Source organism: Streptomyces sp. NPDC005141 (genome assembly GCF_053599975.1).
In genome coordinates this window covers 18,973-36,484 of the sequence record NZ_JBSFYW010000074.1, presented here as the reverse complement: position 1 = coordinate 36,484, position 17,512 = coordinate 18,973, and the positions used below count along the sequence as shown (strand labels likewise).

At 73.1% G+C, this 17,512-nt stretch carries 17 protein-coding genes and 1 pseudogene; 7 read left to right on the top strand and 11 right to left on the bottom strand.

Translation table 11 applies throughout. From position 1 onward, the window contains the following. Positions 1–186: 186 nt before the first annotated feature. On the bottom strand, positions 187–2,025 hold the full coding sequence (locus ACWD68_RS36385; protein WP_451810743.1) for an alkyl/aryl-sulfatase: 1,839 nt from the start codon (positions 2,023–2,025) through the stop codon (positions 187–189). A gap of 115 nt (positions 2,026–2,140) precedes the next feature. Between ACWD68_RS36385 and ACWD68_RS36380 the strand changes: the two are divergent. After that, positions 2,141–2,593: pseudogene (locus ACWD68_RS36380) on the top strand (TerD family protein); the annotation flags it as partial. A 33-nt stretch (positions 2,594–2,626) separates the two neighbouring features. Here ACWD68_RS36380 and ACWD68_RS36375 read toward each other — a convergent pair. From ACWD68_RS36375 to ACWD68_RS36355, 5 genes are all read right to left on the bottom strand, one after another. Beyond that, complete coding sequence (locus tag ACWD68_RS36375) at positions 2,627–2,848, bottom strand: hypothetical protein (protein ID WP_451810742.1); 222 nt, start codon at positions 2,846–2,848, stop codon at positions 2,627–2,629. A gap of 379 nt (positions 2,849–3,227) precedes the next feature. Then, positions 3,228–4,814: a transglycosylase domain-containing protein gene (locus ACWD68_RS36370; protein WP_451810741.1), complete on the bottom strand. Its 1,587-nt coding sequence runs from the start codon at positions 4,812–4,814 to the stop codon at positions 3,228–3,230. 206 nt (positions 4,815–5,020) lie between these two features. Next, positions 5,021–5,758, bottom strand: a complete 738-nt coding sequence (locus tag ACWD68_RS36365; RefSeq protein ID WP_451810740.1) for a hypothetical protein — start codon at positions 5,756–5,758, stop codon at positions 5,021–5,023. After that, positions 5,755–6,306: a SigE family RNA polymerase sigma factor gene (locus ACWD68_RS36360; protein WP_451810739.1), complete on the bottom strand. Its 552-nt coding sequence runs from the start codon at positions 6,304–6,306 to the stop codon at positions 5,755–5,757. The genes ACWD68_RS36365 and ACWD68_RS36360 overlap by 4 nt, the downstream gene beginning before the upstream one ends. 328 nt (positions 6,307–6,634) lie before the next feature. Next, complete coding sequence (locus ACWD68_RS36355) at positions 6,635–7,591, bottom strand: L,D-transpeptidase (RefSeq protein WP_451810738.1); 957 nt, start codon at positions 7,589–7,591, stop codon at positions 6,635–6,637. A 111-nt stretch (positions 7,592–7,702) separates the two neighbouring features. Between ACWD68_RS36355 and ACWD68_RS36350 the strand changes: the two genes are divergently transcribed. Together ACWD68_RS36350 and ACWD68_RS36345 are read left to right on the top strand one after the other, a co-directional pair. Continuing rightward, positions 7,703–8,260, top strand: a complete 558-nt coding sequence (locus tag ACWD68_RS36350) for a SigE family RNA polymerase sigma factor (protein WP_451810737.1) — start codon at positions 7,703–7,705, stop codon at positions 8,258–8,260. Further along, positions 8,250–8,966 carry a L,D-transpeptidase gene (locus ACWD68_RS36345; protein ID WP_451810736.1) on the top strand — a complete coding sequence of 239 codons (717 nt, stop codon included), beginning with the start codon at positions 8,250–8,252 and terminating at the stop codon, positions 8,964–8,966. Before ACWD68_RS36350 ends, ACWD68_RS36345 begins: the two co-directional genes overlap by 11 nt. On the opposite strand, the gene ACWD68_RS36340 is transcribed toward ACWD68_RS36345, so the two are convergent. Next, positions 8,963–9,763, bottom strand: a complete 801-nt coding sequence (locus ACWD68_RS36340) for an alpha/beta fold hydrolase (protein ID WP_451810735.1) — start codon at positions 9,761–9,763, stop codon at positions 8,963–8,965. The two genes, ACWD68_RS36345 and ACWD68_RS36340, sit on opposite strands and share 4 nt — an antisense overlap. Before the next feature lie 234 nt (positions 9,764–9,997). On the opposite strand from ACWD68_RS36340, the gene ACWD68_RS36335 reads away from it, so the two are divergent. Next, positions 9,998–10,399, top strand: coding sequence for a MarR family winged helix-turn-helix transcriptional regulator (locus ACWD68_RS36335; RefSeq protein WP_451810745.1), 402 nt, complete (start codon positions 9,998–10,000; stop codon positions 10,397–10,399). Between the two features lie 11 nt (positions 10,400–10,410). Beyond that, a complete protein-coding gene (locus ACWD68_RS36330) occupies positions 10,411–10,689 on the top strand; it encodes a ribosomal protein L7/L12 (RefSeq protein ID WP_451810734.1) in 279 nt (92 codons plus the stop codon). Between the two features lie 53 nt (positions 10,690–10,742). Here ACWD68_RS36330 and ACWD68_RS36325 read toward each other — a convergent pair whose 3' ends face one another. After that, positions 10,743–12,086: a helix-turn-helix domain-containing protein gene (locus ACWD68_RS36325; RefSeq protein ID WP_451810733.1), complete on the bottom strand. Its 1,344-nt coding sequence runs from the start codon at positions 12,084–12,086 to the stop codon at positions 10,743–10,745. A 152-nt stretch (positions 12,087–12,238) separates the two neighbouring features. Here ACWD68_RS36325 and ACWD68_RS36320 point away from each other — a divergent pair, with 152 nt between their 5' ends. Then, complete coding sequence (locus ACWD68_RS36320; RefSeq protein ID WP_451810732.1) at positions 12,239–12,412, top strand: hypothetical protein; 174 nt, start codon at positions 12,239–12,241, stop codon at positions 12,410–12,412. A 301-nt stretch (positions 12,413–12,713) separates the two neighbouring features. Beyond that, positions 12,714–13,961, top strand: a complete 1,248-nt coding sequence (locus tag ACWD68_RS36315) for an amidohydrolase (RefSeq protein WP_451810731.1) — start codon at positions 12,714–12,716, stop codon at positions 13,959–13,961. Positions 13,962–13,973: 12 nt separating this feature from the next. On the opposite strand, the gene ACWD68_RS36310 is transcribed toward ACWD68_RS36315, so the two are convergent. The 3 genes from ACWD68_RS36310 to ACWD68_RS36300 form a co-directional block, all read right to left on the bottom strand. Next, positions 13,974–15,359 (bottom strand): hypothetical protein, encoded by a 1,386-nt coding sequence (locus ACWD68_RS36310; RefSeq protein ID WP_451810730.1) that lies wholly within the window; start codon positions 15,357–15,359, stop codon positions 13,974–13,976. Positions 15,360–15,482: 123 nt separating this feature from the next. Then, the gene (locus ACWD68_RS36305) at positions 15,483–16,661 is read right to left on the bottom strand and encodes a PP2C family protein-serine/threonine phosphatase (RefSeq protein WP_451810729.1); all 1,179 of its coding nucleotides are present in this window, start codon (positions 16,659–16,661) and stop codon (positions 15,483–15,485) included. 29 nt (positions 16,662–16,690) lie between these two features. Then, positions 16,691–17,329, bottom strand: coding sequence for an NAD(P)-dependent oxidoreductase (locus tag ACWD68_RS36300; protein ID WP_451810728.1), 639 nt, complete (start codon positions 17,327–17,329; stop codon positions 16,691–16,693). Positions 17,330–17,512: the final 183 nt, after the last annotated feature.

The window sequence follows — 17,512 nt, the reverse complement described above, 5'->3', positions numbered from 1 at the left end:
AGACGGCCAGCGCGCAGAGGGCGAAGCGGCACCGGTCGGACTGCACGGGCGAGGCCGCCGCGATCTACTGCCGCATCTCTCATGTGAACGACGACCCCGCCGTACGGGAGCGGCGGCGCCGCGTTTCTCCTGGCGAACCGGCCGGAGAACCCGCCCCCCACCGGAGAACCCGACCTGTGAGCGCCGTCAGGGCGTGACGACCGGGAACCGGGTGTCGGGTTCGCGGACGTACGAGACCAGCCGGGCCAGCAGGGCCGTGTCGCCGTCGCTCTCGATGCCCTCGAGGCCTCCGCCGGCCAGCAGGCCGAGAAGTTGCGGCTTGGTGAGGACGAGTGTCAGGTCGGCGTGCGGCTTCGGGGTGTGGTGGACCGGCATGGAGCGGTGCGTGAGGGCTCCGTTGTGCAGGTTGACGCGGTGGCGGCGCTGTTCGTCGGTGACGACGAGGTCGAGGGTCAGCCGGTCGTCCCACGCGCGCGGTCCGTCGATGCGTACGGCCATGGAGTCGAGGAGCATGCCCACGGTGAGGGCGGACGCCATCTCGGGGTTCGTGGGGTCGATGTCGTCGGCCTGGGGTCCCTCGCGCAGTTCCAGGGCCGCCGTCAGGTAGAAGTTGCGCCAGGTCGCGTTCTCGGCGCCGTGGCCGAGGCGGTCGTAGACACCGGCGAGGGCCCGCTTGGCGGCGGTGTCGTCCGGGTCGGCGAAGACGAGATGGTTCAGGAGGGTGGCGGCGAAGCGCAGGTCGCCGTCGGCCGCGTACCGCTCCGCCTTGCGCAGCGCCGCTTGCGGGCCGCCCGCCACCTCCACGTAGCGCCGGGCCAGCTCGACGGGCGGGTGCTCCCACAGATGGGCCGGGTTGCCGTCGTACCAGCCCATGTAGCGCTGGTAGACGGCCTTCACGTTGTGGCTGAGGGAACCGTAGTAGCCGCGGGCGTGCCAGGCGTTCTCCAGCGCGGGCGGCAGCCGCATCTCCTCGGCGATCTCCGGACCCGTCAGACCGTTGTTGAGCATGCGCAGGGTCTGGTCGTGGAGGTACGCGTACAGGTCGCGCTGCTCGGCGAGGAAGCGGACGACGTTGTCGCGTCCCCAGGTCGGCCAGTGGTGGGACGCGAAGGCGACGTCGTAGGTGTCGCCGAAGAAGTCGATGGCCTCGTCGAGGTAGCGGGCCCACTGGCGGGCGTCGCGGACCAGGGCGCCGCGCAGCGTGAGCAGGTTGTGCATGTTGTGCGTGGCGTTCTCGGCCAGGCACAGGGCCCGCCGGTCCGGGAAGAGGAAGTTCATCTCGGCCGGGGCCTCGGTGCCGGGGGTGAGCTGGAAGACGATACGGACGCCGTCGACCGTCTCCGTCTGGCCGGTCCGGGTGATGTCCAGGGTCGGCGGTACGAGCGTGATGGTGCCGCTGGAGACCGCCGGGCCGAGGCCCGTGCCGATCTGGCCGTCGGGCGCCTTGGGCAGATGGTCGCCGTACATGTAGCCGGCGCGGCGGATCATGGCGTTGCCCGCGTAGACGTTCTCGCTGACCGCGTGCTCCAGGAAGCCCTCCGGCGCGATCACCGGGACGCCCTCCTCGGTACCGTGCGGCAGCACCCCGCGGGAGCCGCCGAAGTGGTCACCGTGCGAGTGCGTGTAGATCAGGCCGGTGACGGGGCGGTCACCGCGGTGCCTGCGGTAGAGCGCGAGCGCGGCGGCGGCGGTCTCGGCGGAGATCAGCGGATCGATGACGATCACTCCGCGGTCGCCCTCGACGATCGTCATGTTCGAGAGATCGAGGCCCCGCACCTGGTACACGCCCTCGGTGACCTCGTAGAGACCCTGCCGCGCACACAGCTGCGCCTGCCGCCACAGACTCGGATGCGCGGTCCCGGGACACTCCCCGGCGAGGAACCCGTACGCCTCGCTGTCCCACACCACCCGCCCGTCCGCCGCCTCGACCACAGCGGGCCCGAACGCCGCGAGAAACCCCCGATCGGCGTTCTCGAAGTCGGTGACGTCATCGAACGGCAGCTCATCACGCGCGCGAAGTGTCATACGTCCAGCCTCGGCCGGGCCATGACGGGGGGCATGCGGTGTGGGCCGTTCGGGGCCGGGAACGATGCGGACGAAGCGACGCCGGTGATCCCGGGCGGGGATATCCGGACGGAAAGCCGACGCCGAACTGCGCATCGAGGGAACGTCCGGCGTCCTCGCGCTCTGCGCGGACCTGCGCACCGGCAAGCTGCGGACGTCCATCGAGATCCCGGCGCCGGACCAGGGCTATCCGCTCACCTGGGCCAAGCGGCTCGTGCGGCAGCTCGACGAGGCCCCGGCCGATCTGCACGTGGAGACCCTCGTCGACGGGGAGACGGGCGGGCCGCGCGGCACTCTGGAGCGGCTGCGTCCCGAACCTGCGGACATCCTGCCCGCGAACGGTGCCCGGATCACCGGCTTCCGGCTGTCCCTCTTCCGGGGGATGGGGAACACCCGTGGCAACGCCGAATCGGGCTTCATCCGCAGCGTCGACGACTCCGTCGACCGTTTCCATACCCAGGTGGTGACCACCCTGGACCGCCGCGCACCGCGGCCCCGGCAACCTGTGGTGGGGGCTGCCGCGGGCTGAGGTGGCGGGCCGGGTTACTTCAGTGTGTGCGGGTCAGAGCCGGTCCATCCGGGTGTATGGGCTCGGGACGCGGACCTGGCGGGCGCCGAAGTCGACGAGCATCGCGATGCCCTCTTCGACGCCGACGATCGTGCCCAGGCCGTACTGGTCGTGGGAGACGCGGTCTCCGAGGCTGAACTCCTTGGCCACGGGGACGACGGGTGCGGCGAAGGGGCTGGTGGGCAGGTGGCGCCGGGGCGCGGAGGATTTACTCATCGTGATTCCAGTATGGGCCCTATTCCCGCGGGCGGTAGGGCTTGATGGTCTCGATCCCGCTCCGACTCGGCGTCCCGGACCGCTCCGGAACGCGGCGGCCGGAACCCCGCTGGGCGGTCCCGGCCCGGTCGTCCTCGCGTTCCCGGAGGTCAGCCGACGGGGTGGGCGTTCCGCGATCATCCCGGCACGCGGAAACGTCGTCCGGACGGGCATGTCGTGGACCGGACAGATCGTGTCGGCGGGTCCCAGGCCCGACCGGACACGGACCCGCACCCCGGACCGCACCCCGGTCCGCACCCCAGTCCGGACCCCGCCCCGGACCGGGGTCGCGGGCCGCCGCCATGACGGAATCCCCCGGTGTACGCGGCCCGGCTTCTCGTCAGCCCCCGGATGTCGGGCCGGGGCCCCGAACCGGCCACGCGGCCACGGGATCCAGCCGGTTCATGACGCCCGCCACGATGTCGGCTGCCAGCTCCGCTGCCGTGGAGGGGAGCTGGGCGGTGCGGGCCGGGTGCCGCCCGTGGGCGGGATGCTGGGCGAAGAGGGCGACCGTGGTGGACAGCTTCGTGTCGTACGTGGTCCTCCACAGGGTGCGGGTTCCGGCGCCGCCGGTGAACGCGCCCCGGGGTCCGGAGGCGGAGTACAGGAGTTTGGTGACGAGCTGCGCGGAGAACGGGTCCATCGCGGTGCGGGTGTGCGGGCGGGCCGCGTAGAGGGTGCGGCCGTCCCGGCTGATCTTCTGGACGGTGTACGGCTCGGCGTACCTGCCGCCGGCCGCTGCCGTGGCGTAGGCGGCCGACAGCGCGAGCGGGGAGGGCGCGGCGCGCTTCGGAAGCGCGGCGAGCGGAGGCCCGAGCTCGGCCCGCGTGAACGGCTCCATCGCCGTGCCCGCCTCCACCGCTCCGGCCAGCGCGTCGTTGAACGGCTGACGGGCGTAGTCCGCACCGCCGTACAGCACCCGGACCGCGCCGTCGCCCGGCACCAGCGCGACCACCGCTGAGTGGAGTCGGGTGCCCTCGGCCGCCGCCGGGCCGGCTGCCGGTTCCGCCGCCGCGTCCTGGGCGGTGAGGTCGAAGGTGGTGCGGACGGTGTAGCCGCCGCGGGCCAGTTCGTCCTGGGTGACGCCGAGCCGGTCGGCGGCCTCCGCGGCGGCCGCGTCGATCAGATACTGGCGCTGGCCGTCCGTCGCCCCGGGCGGGTAGAAGCGGAACGCGGGGAAGCGGGCCGCGGCGCGGTCGGCCGGTGTGATCGCCCCGCTGTCGGCCATCGCGTCCAGCACCCACTCCCACCGGTGCGTCAGTTTCGCCGTCACCGCGGCGTCCGAGCCCGCCTTCTCGTAGTACGAGGGGATGTTGACGACGGCGGCGAGGGCGGCGCCCTGACCGACCGACAGACGGGCCGCGTCGACACCGAAGTAGTTGCGCGCGGCGGCCTGGATGCCCGCGGCACCGCGGCCGAAGTAGACCGTGTTGAGGTAGCCCTCCAGGATCTCGTCCTTCGACCGGGTGCGGTCCAGCTTGATCGCGATCAACGCCTCCCGTGCCTTGCGGGACAGCGACTGCTGGGGACTGAGCAGGGCGTTCTTCACGTACTGCTGGGTGATCGTGGAGCCGCCCTGCCGGCCTCCGCCGCTCACCGTCGACCAGGCCGCCCGGGCGATCGCGGTCGGCGAGATTCCGGTGTCCGTACGGAAGGAACGATTCTCCGCCGCGATGACCGCCTCCTGGACATGCCGCGGCACCTGGGCGAGCGGGACCGCCTGCCGGTCCACCGGACCGCGCCGCCCCAGATAGTCGCCCCGGGTGTCGAGGAAGACCGTGCTCTGCATCGCCGTCTCCGGGTGCGGCTCGGGAATCACGGTGAGCCGGTATGCCACCACCCCCGCGCCCACGAGCGTGAGCACGAGGACCAGCAGGGCGATCAGCGCACGGCGCAGCCGACGGCCCCGGGTGCGGCGGGCCTTCACACGGCGGTCGTGGAGGAACCGGCCGAGGCCGGCCCGGACGCGTGCGCCCGGAGGTACGTGCTCCGTGTGGGGGGCCGTCCCCCTCCCCGCCCGGGTGCAGAACCGCCGCCGGGAGGCCGCCGTGCCCGTCAGGGTTCGCGTGCGCCGGTCCGTCGCGGCCCGCACGCGCCGCGGGGCCGCCCCGCGCGTCAGGGCGCGTACGCCCTTCACGGCCGGTACCCCTGACGTGCGATCGTCCTGCCCGCGGAGTCGTACACCGTGACTCTCCACGGATCGCCGGTCGCGGTCTCGTTCGGGGCCGGGGAGGCCGGCGACGTCGTCACCGCGTACCAGGCACCCCAGCCGGGCCTGCCCGCGAGGGTCAGGGCGGTGGCATGGACGGCACCCGCGGGGGTCGTGACCTCGACGCGGGCCGGTTCGCCGGTTCCGTGGAAGACCCCGGAGAGGAAGGTGCGGCCGTCGCCACGGGGGGACAACCGGAACGAGACGCCGGGGCCGTTCATGTCGAGGTTGCCGTCCACGACGCTGCTGGACTGGTGGGGCTGGCCGGGTTCCGTCCAGTGCGTGCCGTCCTTCGTCAGCCACATCTCGGTGCCGGTCGTCACCCGCACCCGCTCTCCGGGTGCCACGACGCGCACCCTCGCGGCGCCCGCGGAGGGGGAGGGGTTCGCGCTGGAGCCACGGGTGGCGGGCGGCGTCACGGACCCCGCGGGACCGGAGGCCACGCCGTCGCGGAGTCCGACGACGGCGAGCGGCACCAGCAGCGCCCCGCAGGCGGCCCCCAGGACGGCGGTCCTGCGGCGCCGCCGGAGCCGTCGGCCCTCGCGTTCGATGGCACCCAGCGGCACGGCGGAGGGCGTGACGTCGCACGCGGCCTCGGCGAACACCTCGCGCAGCCGCTCGGCCTCGGCCGACGTGCGCGCGGAACGGGACGAGTGGTTCATGGGCGTGCTCCGGAGACGGGGTGACGGCCGGTGAACAGGGGATGGGCCCGCAGCGCTTCCAGGCCGCGCCGGGCATGGGTCTTGACGGTGCCGACCGAGCAGCCGAGCAGCTGGGCCGTCTCGGCCTCGCCCAGGTCCTCCCAGTAGCGCAGCACCAGCACCGCGCGCTGCCGTGCCGAAAGCGCGGCCAACGCCGTATCCAGGGCTGCTCGTTGGGTGACGGCCTCCGCGTGTCCCGGCTCGCGCTGGTGGGCCCGCTCGGGAACGAACGGCATCAGCAGTTGGGCGACCCGTCTCTTGCGCGTCCGGCTGATGTTGTTGTTGACCAGCGACCGGCGCACGTAGAAGTCGATGTCGTCGCCGGGGATGCGCCGCCAGCGGGCGTACACCTTGGCCAGTGTGGTCTGGACGAGGTCCTCGGCGTCGTGGAAGTCGCCGGTGAGCATGTGCGCGGTGCGTACCAGGCGGGGCCAGGCGGCGGTGGCGTATGCGGCGAAGTCCTCGCTGCCGGTGTGGACTTCGGAGACGTCGGTGGGGTTGTGCGGCACGACCTGCGGTCCCTCGGGTCGGGTGCGTGGGGGGCGGAGGGAGGCGGCGGAGCCGGGACCTGAACGGCCCGGCGTCCCCGCCCACATGCTCAGTTCAGGTCCAGCCGGGAGTGCACCGTGCCCTCGGTGGCGTACACCGTGGGCGCCCCGGCCGGTGCGGGAGCGACCGCCGCGACGGCCACGTATTTCTGCGTTCCTGTCATGAACGGACAACTCCTCGTGATGTACCCGGCGTTCGGACGGCGGGAGGGCACCCTCCCCTCCTACAAACTCCCTGCGCCCGTGGGCCGGATGACACCGGACGACGACTTTTTCGGGCGGGTGTACGTCAGTCGAGCGCGCTCGCCGCCCGCCACTTGTCCCAGGTCAGGTTCCAGTCGCCGTAGCCGTTGCCGACGCCGACGGTGTCGCGGGAGCCGACGACCTTGACGACGTCGCCGGGGATCACCTCGTCGTAGAACCTCTTCGCGGTGCCGTCGGTGGCGAGTCCGACGCAGCCGTGCGTGACGTTCTGGTGCCCGCCGTAGGTGTTCGCCTTCGGGTTCTGGTGGAGGTAGGTGCCCGAGGTGGTGAGGTGGACCGCGTAGGAGTAATAGCCCGCGTACGCGTCGCCGTAGCCCACGGAACGCGAGTTCATGAAGACCCGGGTCGCCTTGTCGGAGACGACCATGGTGCCGTTCCAGGTGTCCATGCCCGGCGCACCCGCGGTGATGGGCACACGGCGCGACGAACCGGCCTTTTCCACCGTCATGAAGTGTGTACGGACATCCACCGTGGCGACGAGGGAGCGGCCCACCGTGAAATGCCTAGTGATTCCGGCACCGGCCCGGACGGTGACCGCCGTGCCGGGCTTCCAGTACACGCGCGGCCGGAAGTCGACGCGCTGCCCGTCGAGCAGGTTGCGGTCCCTGACCCAGCCCCAGGACCCCTCTACATCGGCGGTGACCTTCAACTCCCTTTCCATCTCGGCCCGTTCGGCCACGGGTATCGGGTGGTCGAAGGTCACCGAGATCGGCATGCCGACCCCCACGGTCTGCCCGTCCGCGATGTTGATGTGCGCGCCCGTGAGGGACTTGGGCGGCGTGGCGGACGGCTTGGGAGACGCCTTTCCCGTCGGTTCGGCGGTCCCGGTGGCGGCCGCCCTGCCGTCCCGCCCCGCGTCCGCGCCCGCGCCGCCGTCGGCCAGTGCCCGCGCCGAACATCCGGTGAGCGCGAGCGCGCACACGGCCGCGGCGCTCCAGGCGCGGGCGAACCGGTGGCGGCAGCCTCTCAGTCCCGTGGTCATGGTGATCCCCCTGTGGTGTGTTTCGATGGGCGACGTACGGGACCTGTACGCACGGCAGGGACGGCCGGGTTGCACTCGGCCGAAGAAACTCCGGACATTCCGGCGGGGGGCATGACCGAGGAAGAGTTCGACGCGTTCTACGCGACCGCGTTTCCCCGACTGACCGGCCAGCTCTACGCGTTCACCGGGGACCACGGCGAGGCGCAGGACGTCGTCCAGGAGGCGTTCGTCCGCGCCTGGGACCGGCGACGGGAGTTCCTCGCCGACGGGGCGCCCGAGGCGTGGTTACGAACCGTGGCGATGCGGCTCGCGGTGAGCCGCTGGCGCCGTGCGCGCCGCTGGCTGGAGCTGGTGCGGCGCACACCGCCCCCCGAGCACACTCCGGGCCCCGGTCCCGAGCGCACCACGCTGATCGCCGCGCTGCGCACGCTGCCCGAAGCGCAGCGGATGGCGATCGTTCTGCACCATCTGTGCGACTTGAGTGTCGACCAGGTAGCCTCCGAAACCGGTGCCCCCGTCGGCACGGTCAAGGCCCGGCTGTCCCGGGGCCGGGCGGCGCTGGCACGGGTGCTCTCGGAGGATTCGGCGGACTCGGCCGGGTCCGCGCGTCCGACGGACTCCGCGGGTCCGTCGGGCAAGGGGGAGAGGGAGGACGATCGTGTCCGATGAACTCACCTCTGAACTGCGGGAGTTGGCTGCCGAGGGCGAGCAGCCGCCCACGCTGACCGGCGCGGAGATCCGTGGCCGCGCGGTGCGCCGCCGACGCCACCGCCGTACGGCACTGGCCGCGGCCGGCGCCTCCGTCGCGGGAGCCCTCGCCCTGGTCGTCGCGGCGAGCCTGGGCGGCGGCCCGGACCGTGAGCCGCCCCCGGCCGCGAGCCCCACCGTCACCCCGAGTCCGAGCCCGACCGCGACGCCGGACGCCACGGTCGACCTGGGCCGGCACGTGCTCTCGGTCGCGGGCCGTCGACTCCCCATCACCGCGGGCACGGTGAAGACGCCCACGCGGACCGGCCGGATGACGGTCCTGGCGAAGAAGGCCGTCGATGTGCTCACCGCCCGGGACGTCGGATTCAGCGACAAGTACGACCTCAAGACCCCCTGGGTGATCCTGCTCGGCGCCTCCGACGGCTCCGAGAACTTCATCGCCACCATGACGTACGACGAGAAGGCCCCGGGCAGTTACGACCGCACGAGCGGCTGGATCGGCCTGCGCCAGGCCGACGCCAAGTGGCTGTACCAGCAGCTCTCACCGGGAGCGGTGATCGACGTCGAGACCTCGGGAGCCTCGGGCAGAACCCCGTCGCCGACTCCCACAGGAGCGGACGGGGGTGCGGTGACAGCGGGCTCGGGTTCGGGAACCTCGGGCGGCTAGAGCGAGTCAAGGTGGGCGTCGAGTGCGGCGAACGTCGCCTCGGGCCGCTCGATGTGCGGCAGGTGACCGGCCTCGGCGATCGGCTCGAACCGCCCCCGCGCGAACGCCTCCGCGTAGGCCCGCCCGTACGCGGGCGTCACGATGCGGTCGCTCTCGCCCCACAGCACGAGGACCGGGATCCGCACCCGGCCGAGCCGGTTCAGCAGCTTCGGGTCGTGCATGTACGGGTCCCCGGCCAACACCCGCAGGGTGGCGATGCCGGCCCGCTGGGCCGCGATCCGTTCCTCCGTGAGGGTGGCGGGGTCCACGGTGAACCGGGCCGGATCGTGGAACGAGTAGGCGGCGATCTCGTCCGGCCGGAGCGCGAAGATGTCGCGGACCGGCTCTCCCGGGACGGCCACGCCCGCCGCGTTGACGAGCACCAGCGAACCGATGACCGCGCCGTCGTCGCGGAAGGCCATCTCGGCACCGGTCCAGCCGCCGAGCGAGGAACCGACGACGAGGACGTCGCGGTGGCCCTCGTCCCTGAGCCAGTGCAGATACGCGATCGCCAGGTCGTCGACACCGGTGAACCAGCCGGGACGCTCGGTCCCGTTCCAGCCGGGGTGCGTGGGAACGACGGCGCGCATGCCGTGCCGGCCGGCCAGATGCGCGGCGATGCCCTGGACGGTGGCCGGCCCGCCCCCGCCGTGCAGGACGAGCGCGACCCTGCCGTCGGTGGGGCCGGTCTCGGTGAGGGCGAGGGGAAGGTCGGGGCGCGGGCGAACGGTACGGGTACGGAACTCGGTGTCGGTCATGCGCCCCACGGTATCTACGCATACGTATATACGCAAGCTTAGATACTGGACTAGGATGCGGACATGACCGCGAACCATGAGGAACCCCGGGCCCGCGCCGCCGCCACCGCCCCTGTCTCCGCTGCCGCGGCCGCTTCGGCGGACCGCGCCACCGCGGACCGCGCCACCGCGGACCGCGCCACCCCGGCCGGCGTCGGCCCGGACTCGCCCCCCGGCCCCGTCGATGTCGAAGAACTGGGGCGTGCCGTGAAGGAGGCGCAGTACCGGCATCACCGCACGCTCGACACACGCCTCGCGGCGGTCGGCACGACGCTGGCGCAGTGGGACGCGCTGCGGGCGGTCTCCCGTACGCCGGGGGCGTCCGCGCACGAGCTGGCCGTCGCGACCTTCCAGGGCGACCAGGCCTTCGGCACCCTTGCCTCCCGGCTCGCGGCCCAGCACCTCATCGAGCGCCGTCCCGGTCGTGGCCGCCGTATCGAGCACCACCTGACGGAGGCCGGAGAGCGCGTCCTGACGGCGGGCCGTGCCGTCACGCGCGATGTCCTCACCGCGTCCTTCGACCCGCTCGACGAAGACGAACGGGCGACGCTGCTGTCCCTGCTGAGCCGCGTCGGCTCTCCGGGTGGGGCGCTCTAGAATCGGTGACCATGGAAATAACCGGTCTCTTCGTCCTCGCCGGCCTCATGCTCGCGGGCTTCGCCGGCCTGGAGAGCAAGCTCGGCCGCACCGACCGCAGGATCGCCCGCGTCGAGCGCCAACTCGACCTGCTCCTGGACCATCTCGGCATCCACGAGGATCCCCCGCACCTTCCGCAGGTCACCGCCTTCCTGCGCGAGGGCAAGAAGATCCAGGCGATCAAGGCCTACCGGGAGGCCACGGGCGCGGGCCTGAAGGAAGCCAAGGACGCGGTCGAGCGCATGAACTGACGCACCCGGCGCCCCCATCCCCACCTCAGGCACTGACGCCCGCGGCGTCCCCGTCAGAGGGGCGGTTGCGCCGGGGCCGGGCCGAGGGTCGTCGTGCCCGGGGCCGTGCGATGGCCGAGGCCCGTGCGGTAGGCGTCCAGGGCCGCTTCCACACGGCCCGTACGGCGCAGCAGGTCGCCCAGCAGCCGGCACAGATCCGCCAGGTCCCCGGCCGCCCCCGCCCGCTCCAGCAGGCTCATCGCCCGCACATAGTGCTCCTCCGCCGCCTCGGTGTCCCGGGCGTCCTCGGCGATGATGCCGAGCAGGCGGTGCGCCGCCGCCGAGTGAATGGCGCCCCGCTCGGAGTTCAGGTCGCCGAGCACCTGGTGCAGCAGGGCGGCCGCCTCGTCGGACTTGCCGCGCCGGTGCAGCACGTCGGCCAGCTCCACCGCGACCTGGCTGGTGTAGAGCGCGGCCCGCTTGGCGGAGAGCATGGCCTGCGCCTCGCGCAACTCGTCCTCGGCGCTCTCCAGTTCGCCGTTCTGGGCGTACAGGTAACCGCGCATCCAGTGGCAGTTGGCGAGCTCGGTGCGGATCTGGAGCTGCCGGTAGAGCTCGGCGGCCTTGGCGAGAGAGACGTCGGCCTCGGCCATCCGCCCCTCGGCGATCATCGTCCGCGCCACCGACCGGTGCATCCGCGCCACCAGGGCCGGGTCGCCGACCTGCGGCGCGAGGGCGAGCGCGAACTCGGCGGCCTGGGCTGCCCGGGCGTGCGCGCCCATGTCCATGTAGGGCGCGATCACGCCCGTGTAGAGAAGGAGCAGCGCGTCGGGGTCGTGCAGGCCCGTCCGGTTGAGCTCGTCGAGGGTGGACTCGAACAGGTAGCAGGCGTAACGGAGTTCACCGGCGAGGTAGTGGGAGACCGCCCGGCCGCGCACGGCGGGAACCCGCTGCGGCAGCGGTGCGTCCCCCATCCGCTGCTCCGACTCCTCGAAGCGCCGCTGCGCCGTCTCCAAGTCACCGATGTCCAGGGCGCATTCGCCCAGCCCGAGGAGCGCCGCGGCCTGCTCGGCGACCAGCCCGTGCGCCTCCGCCTCGGCGAGCAGCGCCGTGTAGACGTCGGCGGCCACCTCGGCCTCTCCGGTGGCGAGCGTGCGCTGCGCGTCGGTCAGCCGCAGCCGCAGGTCGGTGGCGAGGTGGGCGGGCCGCCCGGTCGCCAGCTCCTCGTACGCGACCCCGAGCCGGCCGGCGATGTGCCGCAGCGCGGGTTCGGAGGCCCGCACCCGTCCGGCCTCCAGCGTGGAGATGTACGCGGGGGTGTACGCGGGCTCCGCCAACTGCTTCTGCGTCAGGCCGCGTTCCGTACGCAGCTGCTGCACCCTGCGCCCGATGATCTCCGGGCCGTCCCGCTCCGCCATGGGTTAAGCATGCCATTAAGCCGAGTTAAGTCCTGCCTGTTGTTGACTCTCGTCCAACTCCCCTTGGCCCTCTTGCGATGGAAGGACGAGAACCTCTACGTTAAGCGGCGGATTAAGCCTGCTTAATACGCCGCTGTTGTTGCGAGGTCACCGTGCTCCGACGTATTTTCGCGCGCTACTCCAGAGGGTTTCTCGCCGCCGTCATCGCGGTCGCCGCGCTCGTCACGGTGGCGAACGTCGGCCCCGCGAGAGCGGCCGGACCGGCCCCCGCCGCACACACCGCCTCGAAGACGGCCGGGCATCAGGAACTCCCCGCGGGTCGGTGACCCGGACGCGCCGTCGTCCCTGCGGATTCCCTGCCACCAGGTCCTTCAGAGCCATTGCCGTCCCCGGCCGCCCAAGTCCATCTGCTGCGGACGGCCTCCGTGGACGGTTGCCGCGGACGGCGAACCCGCCCGGGGCCGCGCGCTCTGCTGATCGTGGACACGGTCACCGACCGGTAGGGGGTGGAATCCCGCCCCGTCCCGACCGTCCCCACCGTCCCGACGGTGACGGACAACGGCGCCATGGCCGTACGACCGCTCCGAATCCCCCGTACGAGGGACACCTGCCGCTTACGCTGGCCCCGTGACCTCTGCCGCCGCCCGCATCGCGCTGGACCTCACCGCCGACCTCCCGGTCCCCGCCCTGGAGGACTTCTACCGCGACCTGCACCGGCATCCCGAGCTGTCGCTGCGCGAGCACCGCACGGCCGCCGCCCTCGCCGAGCGGCTGCGCCGGGCCGGGTACGGCACGACCGAGGGCGTGGGCGGCACGGGCGTCGTGGGCGTCCTGCGGAACGGGGACGGGCCCACCGTCCTGCTGCGCGCCGACATGGACGCGCTGCCCGTCGCGGAGCAGACCGGGCTGCCGTACGCCTCACGGACCGACGGAGTCATGCACGCCTGCGGTCACGACCTGCACGTGACCTGGCTGACCGGTGCCGCCGAGGCGCTCGCCGCCGGGCGCGACACCTGGTCCGGCACCCTGGTGCTGGTCGGACAGCCCGCCGAGGAGACCGGCGAAGGCGCCGCCCGGATGGTCGCGGACGGGCTCCACGAACGCTTCCCCCGGCCCGGCGTCCTGCTCGCCCAGCACGCGGCACCCGGCCCCGCCGGGCTGTACGCGCACTCCCCGGGTCTGATCCTGTCCGCCTCGACGGACATCGACATCGTCGTGCACGGGCGGGGCGGCCACGGTTCGCGGCCCGAGGCGACCGTCGACCCGGTGGTGACGGCGGCGTACATCGTGACGCGGCTCCAGACGGTCGTCAGCCGGGAGATCGCGGCCCGGGACTCCGCCGTGCTGACGGTGGGACGGATCGAGGCCGGCACCCGGCACAACATCATCCCGTCCGAGGCCCGGATCTCCCTGAACCTGCGGACCCAGTCTCAGGACGTGCGCGAACGGATGATCGCCGCCGTGCGGCGCGTCGCGGCGGGCGAGTGCGCGGCGGCCGGCTGCCCGGCCGAGCCCGGGATCACCGTCGGCAACGACTTCCCGGTGACCGTCAACGACGCCGACACCGACCGGCGGACCGCCGCCGTGCACGGCGAGGTCTTCGGTGCCGGGACGATCCTCGACCCCGGTCCGGCCATGGGCAGCGAGGACTTCCCACGGCTCGCGGCCGGTGGAATCCCCTACTCCTACTGGTTCGTGACCAGCACCCCGGCCGACGTCTGGAACGCGGCCCCGGGCGGCGACGACCTCATGGCCCGGCTCGCGGCCGTGCCCAGCAACCACAGTCCGCACTTCGCCCCCGACCTGTGCACCCTCGCCCCGGGCGTACGGACCCTGGTGTCGGGGGCGCTGGCGTCCCTGTCGGTCGGCGGCTGAGAGGTTCCGGCGTCAGGCCTGCGTCTGCAACTGGCGCAGCTGCTGCTGGACGTGGTCCAGCGCGCCTTCCCGGCGCCCGGGCACCCGCAGCCTCAACCGGGCCAGTTCCGCGCCGAGTTCACGGGCCGGCGCCGGACTCCCGACACGGCCCCACTGGTGGTGCGCCCGGTCCACGGCCGACTCCACCTCCGGGACGTCCGGGGCCTGCCCCGCGTCCAGCCGGGCCGCCGCGACCGCCAGCCAGGTACGGCAGCTGCGCTCCGGGTCCCCCGCGAACATCGCCAAATCCGCCCGCACCTCCATCCAGTGCAGCACCTGCTCGGAGCCGGGCCCGTACGCGCGCAGCGCCTCCGCCTCCTGGCGCCCCGCCAAGGCGAGGGCCTCAACGTGCAGTCCGGCCCGGACGGCGGCGGTGATCTCCCCATGGGGATCGGAGGACAGTGAACTCTCCTGCTCGGTTCCCTGGTTGGGGATGGCGACCGGCATCGGCCGCGGCGGGCGTGCGCCCAGGGGCGGCTCGGGCGGCGTGAGCGGCGCGGACGGCATCTGTGGCGCGGGCGACGCGAACGGAGCGGGCGAGGGGGGCTGCGGGGACGGCGGCGGAGATGTCACGGTCGTGAACCCCGGTGCCGGGGGCCACGGTTGCCCGGCCCAGGACTGCCCGGGACCGGGCGGGAACGGCGGCGCGCCGGTCTCCGCAACCACCGCACCCGCAACCGGGGCAGCGGCAGGAGCCGGCGCGCCCGGACCGCCCTGCCCCGGTGCGAACACCAGGTCCGTCACCCCGGGCCGGGCCGCCGCCTCCTCGCCCGACGTCCTCGTCAGTGCCTGCTGGTGGAGCTGGAGGAGGGGAGGGCGGTGGCCGCTGCGAAGGAGGGTGGCGACGGCTCTCATGTACGTCGGCTGCGCCACCGTACGACGGGGCGGCGGCGGGGCGACCCGGCCGTACAGGGCGGTCGCCGGGCCCACCGTGAGAGGGCGTCCCGCGAGGTGCGTCCAGGTGTCCGCGTCCGCGTGCAGGTCGACGAACACGCTCGTCAGGCCCGGTGGGCGCAGCCGGAGTTCCTCGGTGACCCAGTGCCACGGGAAAGCCGTGTAGCGGACCGTCGCCGGGGTGGTGCGGGCCAGCGCGAGATGGGGAAGCCGCTGGCGTCGGTCCAGTTGGAGCTGCCCGGTCACGAACATCGTCAGTGGTCCCGGAGACGTCGCGGCCGCGCGCAGCCGGGTCAGCACGGCCTGCGGCTCCAACGGGTCGGCCAGCTCCACGACGTTCGCGGTCTCGGTGCCCGAGAGCACCGACGGGGCGACGGCCGCGAGCACGGGGAGCACGGAGGCCGCGTCCACCAGACATCCCTTGCCCACCGGCGAGGCCGCGAGAAGCAGCACGGTTCCGGGCATAGGTTCCCTCCCCCATCGATCAGGTACGTCAGCACCGTAACCGCTGCGCATGCAAAGGGGGGACGCGCAGCGTGCGAACTCACCTCCGCCCGAGGGGACCTGACGTCCGCGTCCGCCGCCCCGCTACGTCCGCCGACCGCCGGGCGCCATGCGCCGTACGGCGAAGACCGTCGTGTCGTCGGCGAGCCGGCCCCCGCAGTGTTCCAGTGTGCCGTCGCGGACGAACCGTACGAGGAGGTGCGGGTCGGCGGTGCGCGGGTCCCGGGCCAGCGCCTTCACGAGGGCGTCGCGGAGCGGGAAGAAGTCGCCCGCCGCGTCGCGGGCCTCCGTCACGCCGTCCGTGACCAGGAGCAGTGTCTCACCGGGAGCCAGCGGGACCCGTAGCACCGGCGGCGACGCGGACGTCAACTCGCTGAGTCCGAGCGGGAGTCCGTCCCCGGGCGGCAGGCTCCGTACACCGTCGGGGGTGACCACCAGCGGAGGTTCGTGGCCGAAGTTGATGACCTCGACGGTGGCCGTCGCGTCCTCGGGGAAGGCGACCAGGACGCCGGTCGCGAACCGGTCGGCCTCGTCGCGGCCGAGCGCCGCGCGGTAGCGGACGTGCCGCAGCATCCGGACCTCCAGCCGGTCGGCGACCGTGGCGAGGACCTCTTCGTGGTACGCCGCCTCCCGGAACGTGCCGAGCAGCGCGGCCGCCGCCTCCACCGCCGCGAGTCCCTTGCCCTGGACGTCGCCGAGCAGCAGGCGGGTGCCGTGCAGGCCGGGCTGGATGTCGTAGAAGTCGCCGCCGACCCGGGCCTCGCTGTCGGCGGCGAGGTAGACGGCCGCGTGGTCCAGCCCGCCCCAGCCCGGCGCCATCGGGCGCAGCACGGTACGGCGGGTCGTCTCGGCGATGTCCTGCATGTGCAGCATGCGCCGCTCACCGCGCACCCGCACCGAGGAGGCGAGGACCGCGAGGATGCCGCCCGCCACGACGAGGATGAAATCGGGCAGGCCCGTCTGGTACTGGTGCGGCCACGACGTGTCCACGGCGGCATAGGTGAGCAGCGACAGCACGGCGAGGGCCGCCGTGCCGAGTACCCCGCAGATCGCCGCGGCGATCGCGGGCACCAGCACGACCCAGGAGATGATCCGGAATCTGCCGGAGGTGTTCGCGTCGAGCAGCGCGATGGCGACGAGCAGCAGCAGCGGCGGCACCCAGGCGATGCTGCGCCCGCGTGCACGCAGGGGTTTCTGCCGTTGGACGGCGTCCGGCCGCCCGGTGGGCGGGAGTCGGCCGAGTACGGATCTACGGGCGGCCACCTCGCCGTACCGCCTCCCAGTTCGTGCGCTCAGTACGCGACCGACATCCGGCCGTTCGGGTGGACGGGCATCTCCAGCTGGTCGACGAAGGCCATCGCGTAGTCCTCGGCGCTGATCCGGCTCTGGCCTTCGGCGTCGGTGAGCATGCGGTCACCGCCGATCCTGAACTCGCCCGTGCGTTCGCCCGGACCGATCTCCGCCGCGGGCGAGATGTAGGTCCAGTCGAGGTCGTCGACGTAGGCCCGGTAGAAGGCGAGGGCGTCGCGGTGGGCCAGGGCCTCGGGAAGGTAGGTCTCGGGGAAGTCGGGCTGGTCGCAGGCGGCCTGACCGGGCGCGACCTCCAGGGTGCCCGCGCCGCCGACGATCACGAGCCGCCGTACCCCGGCCGTCCGGACGCCCTCCACCAGGGACTGGTTGAGGACGAGGAAGGGTTCGCGGGGATCCGAGCCGTCCCTGGGCGGGACGCATGCCGACCCCACCGCGTCAGCGCCGGCCACGAGCTCGGCGACCTTCGCCGGGTCCGAGGCGTCGGCCGCCGTCGAGGCGACCCCGGGCACCGGGGACTGCCCGGACCGGCTGACCGCGACGACCTGGTGTCCGCGTGCCGACGCCTCCGTGGCGATACGGCTGCCGACCATGCCGGTGGCGCCGAAGAGTACGAGCTTCATGCACCTCAGCGAAGCACGCGACCATGATCACCGCATCCCGGCGCGGCACGCGCCCATGATCGACGCGTCCCGGCGTGCCGCCGTCGACGACCGGCTCGCCCCTTCGTGAGAGCCCTGCCGCGGGGGCCCCGTCCCGACTTGCCAGGGGCTCCGGCGAGGTGTGACCTGGAAGGCGGGGGCGAG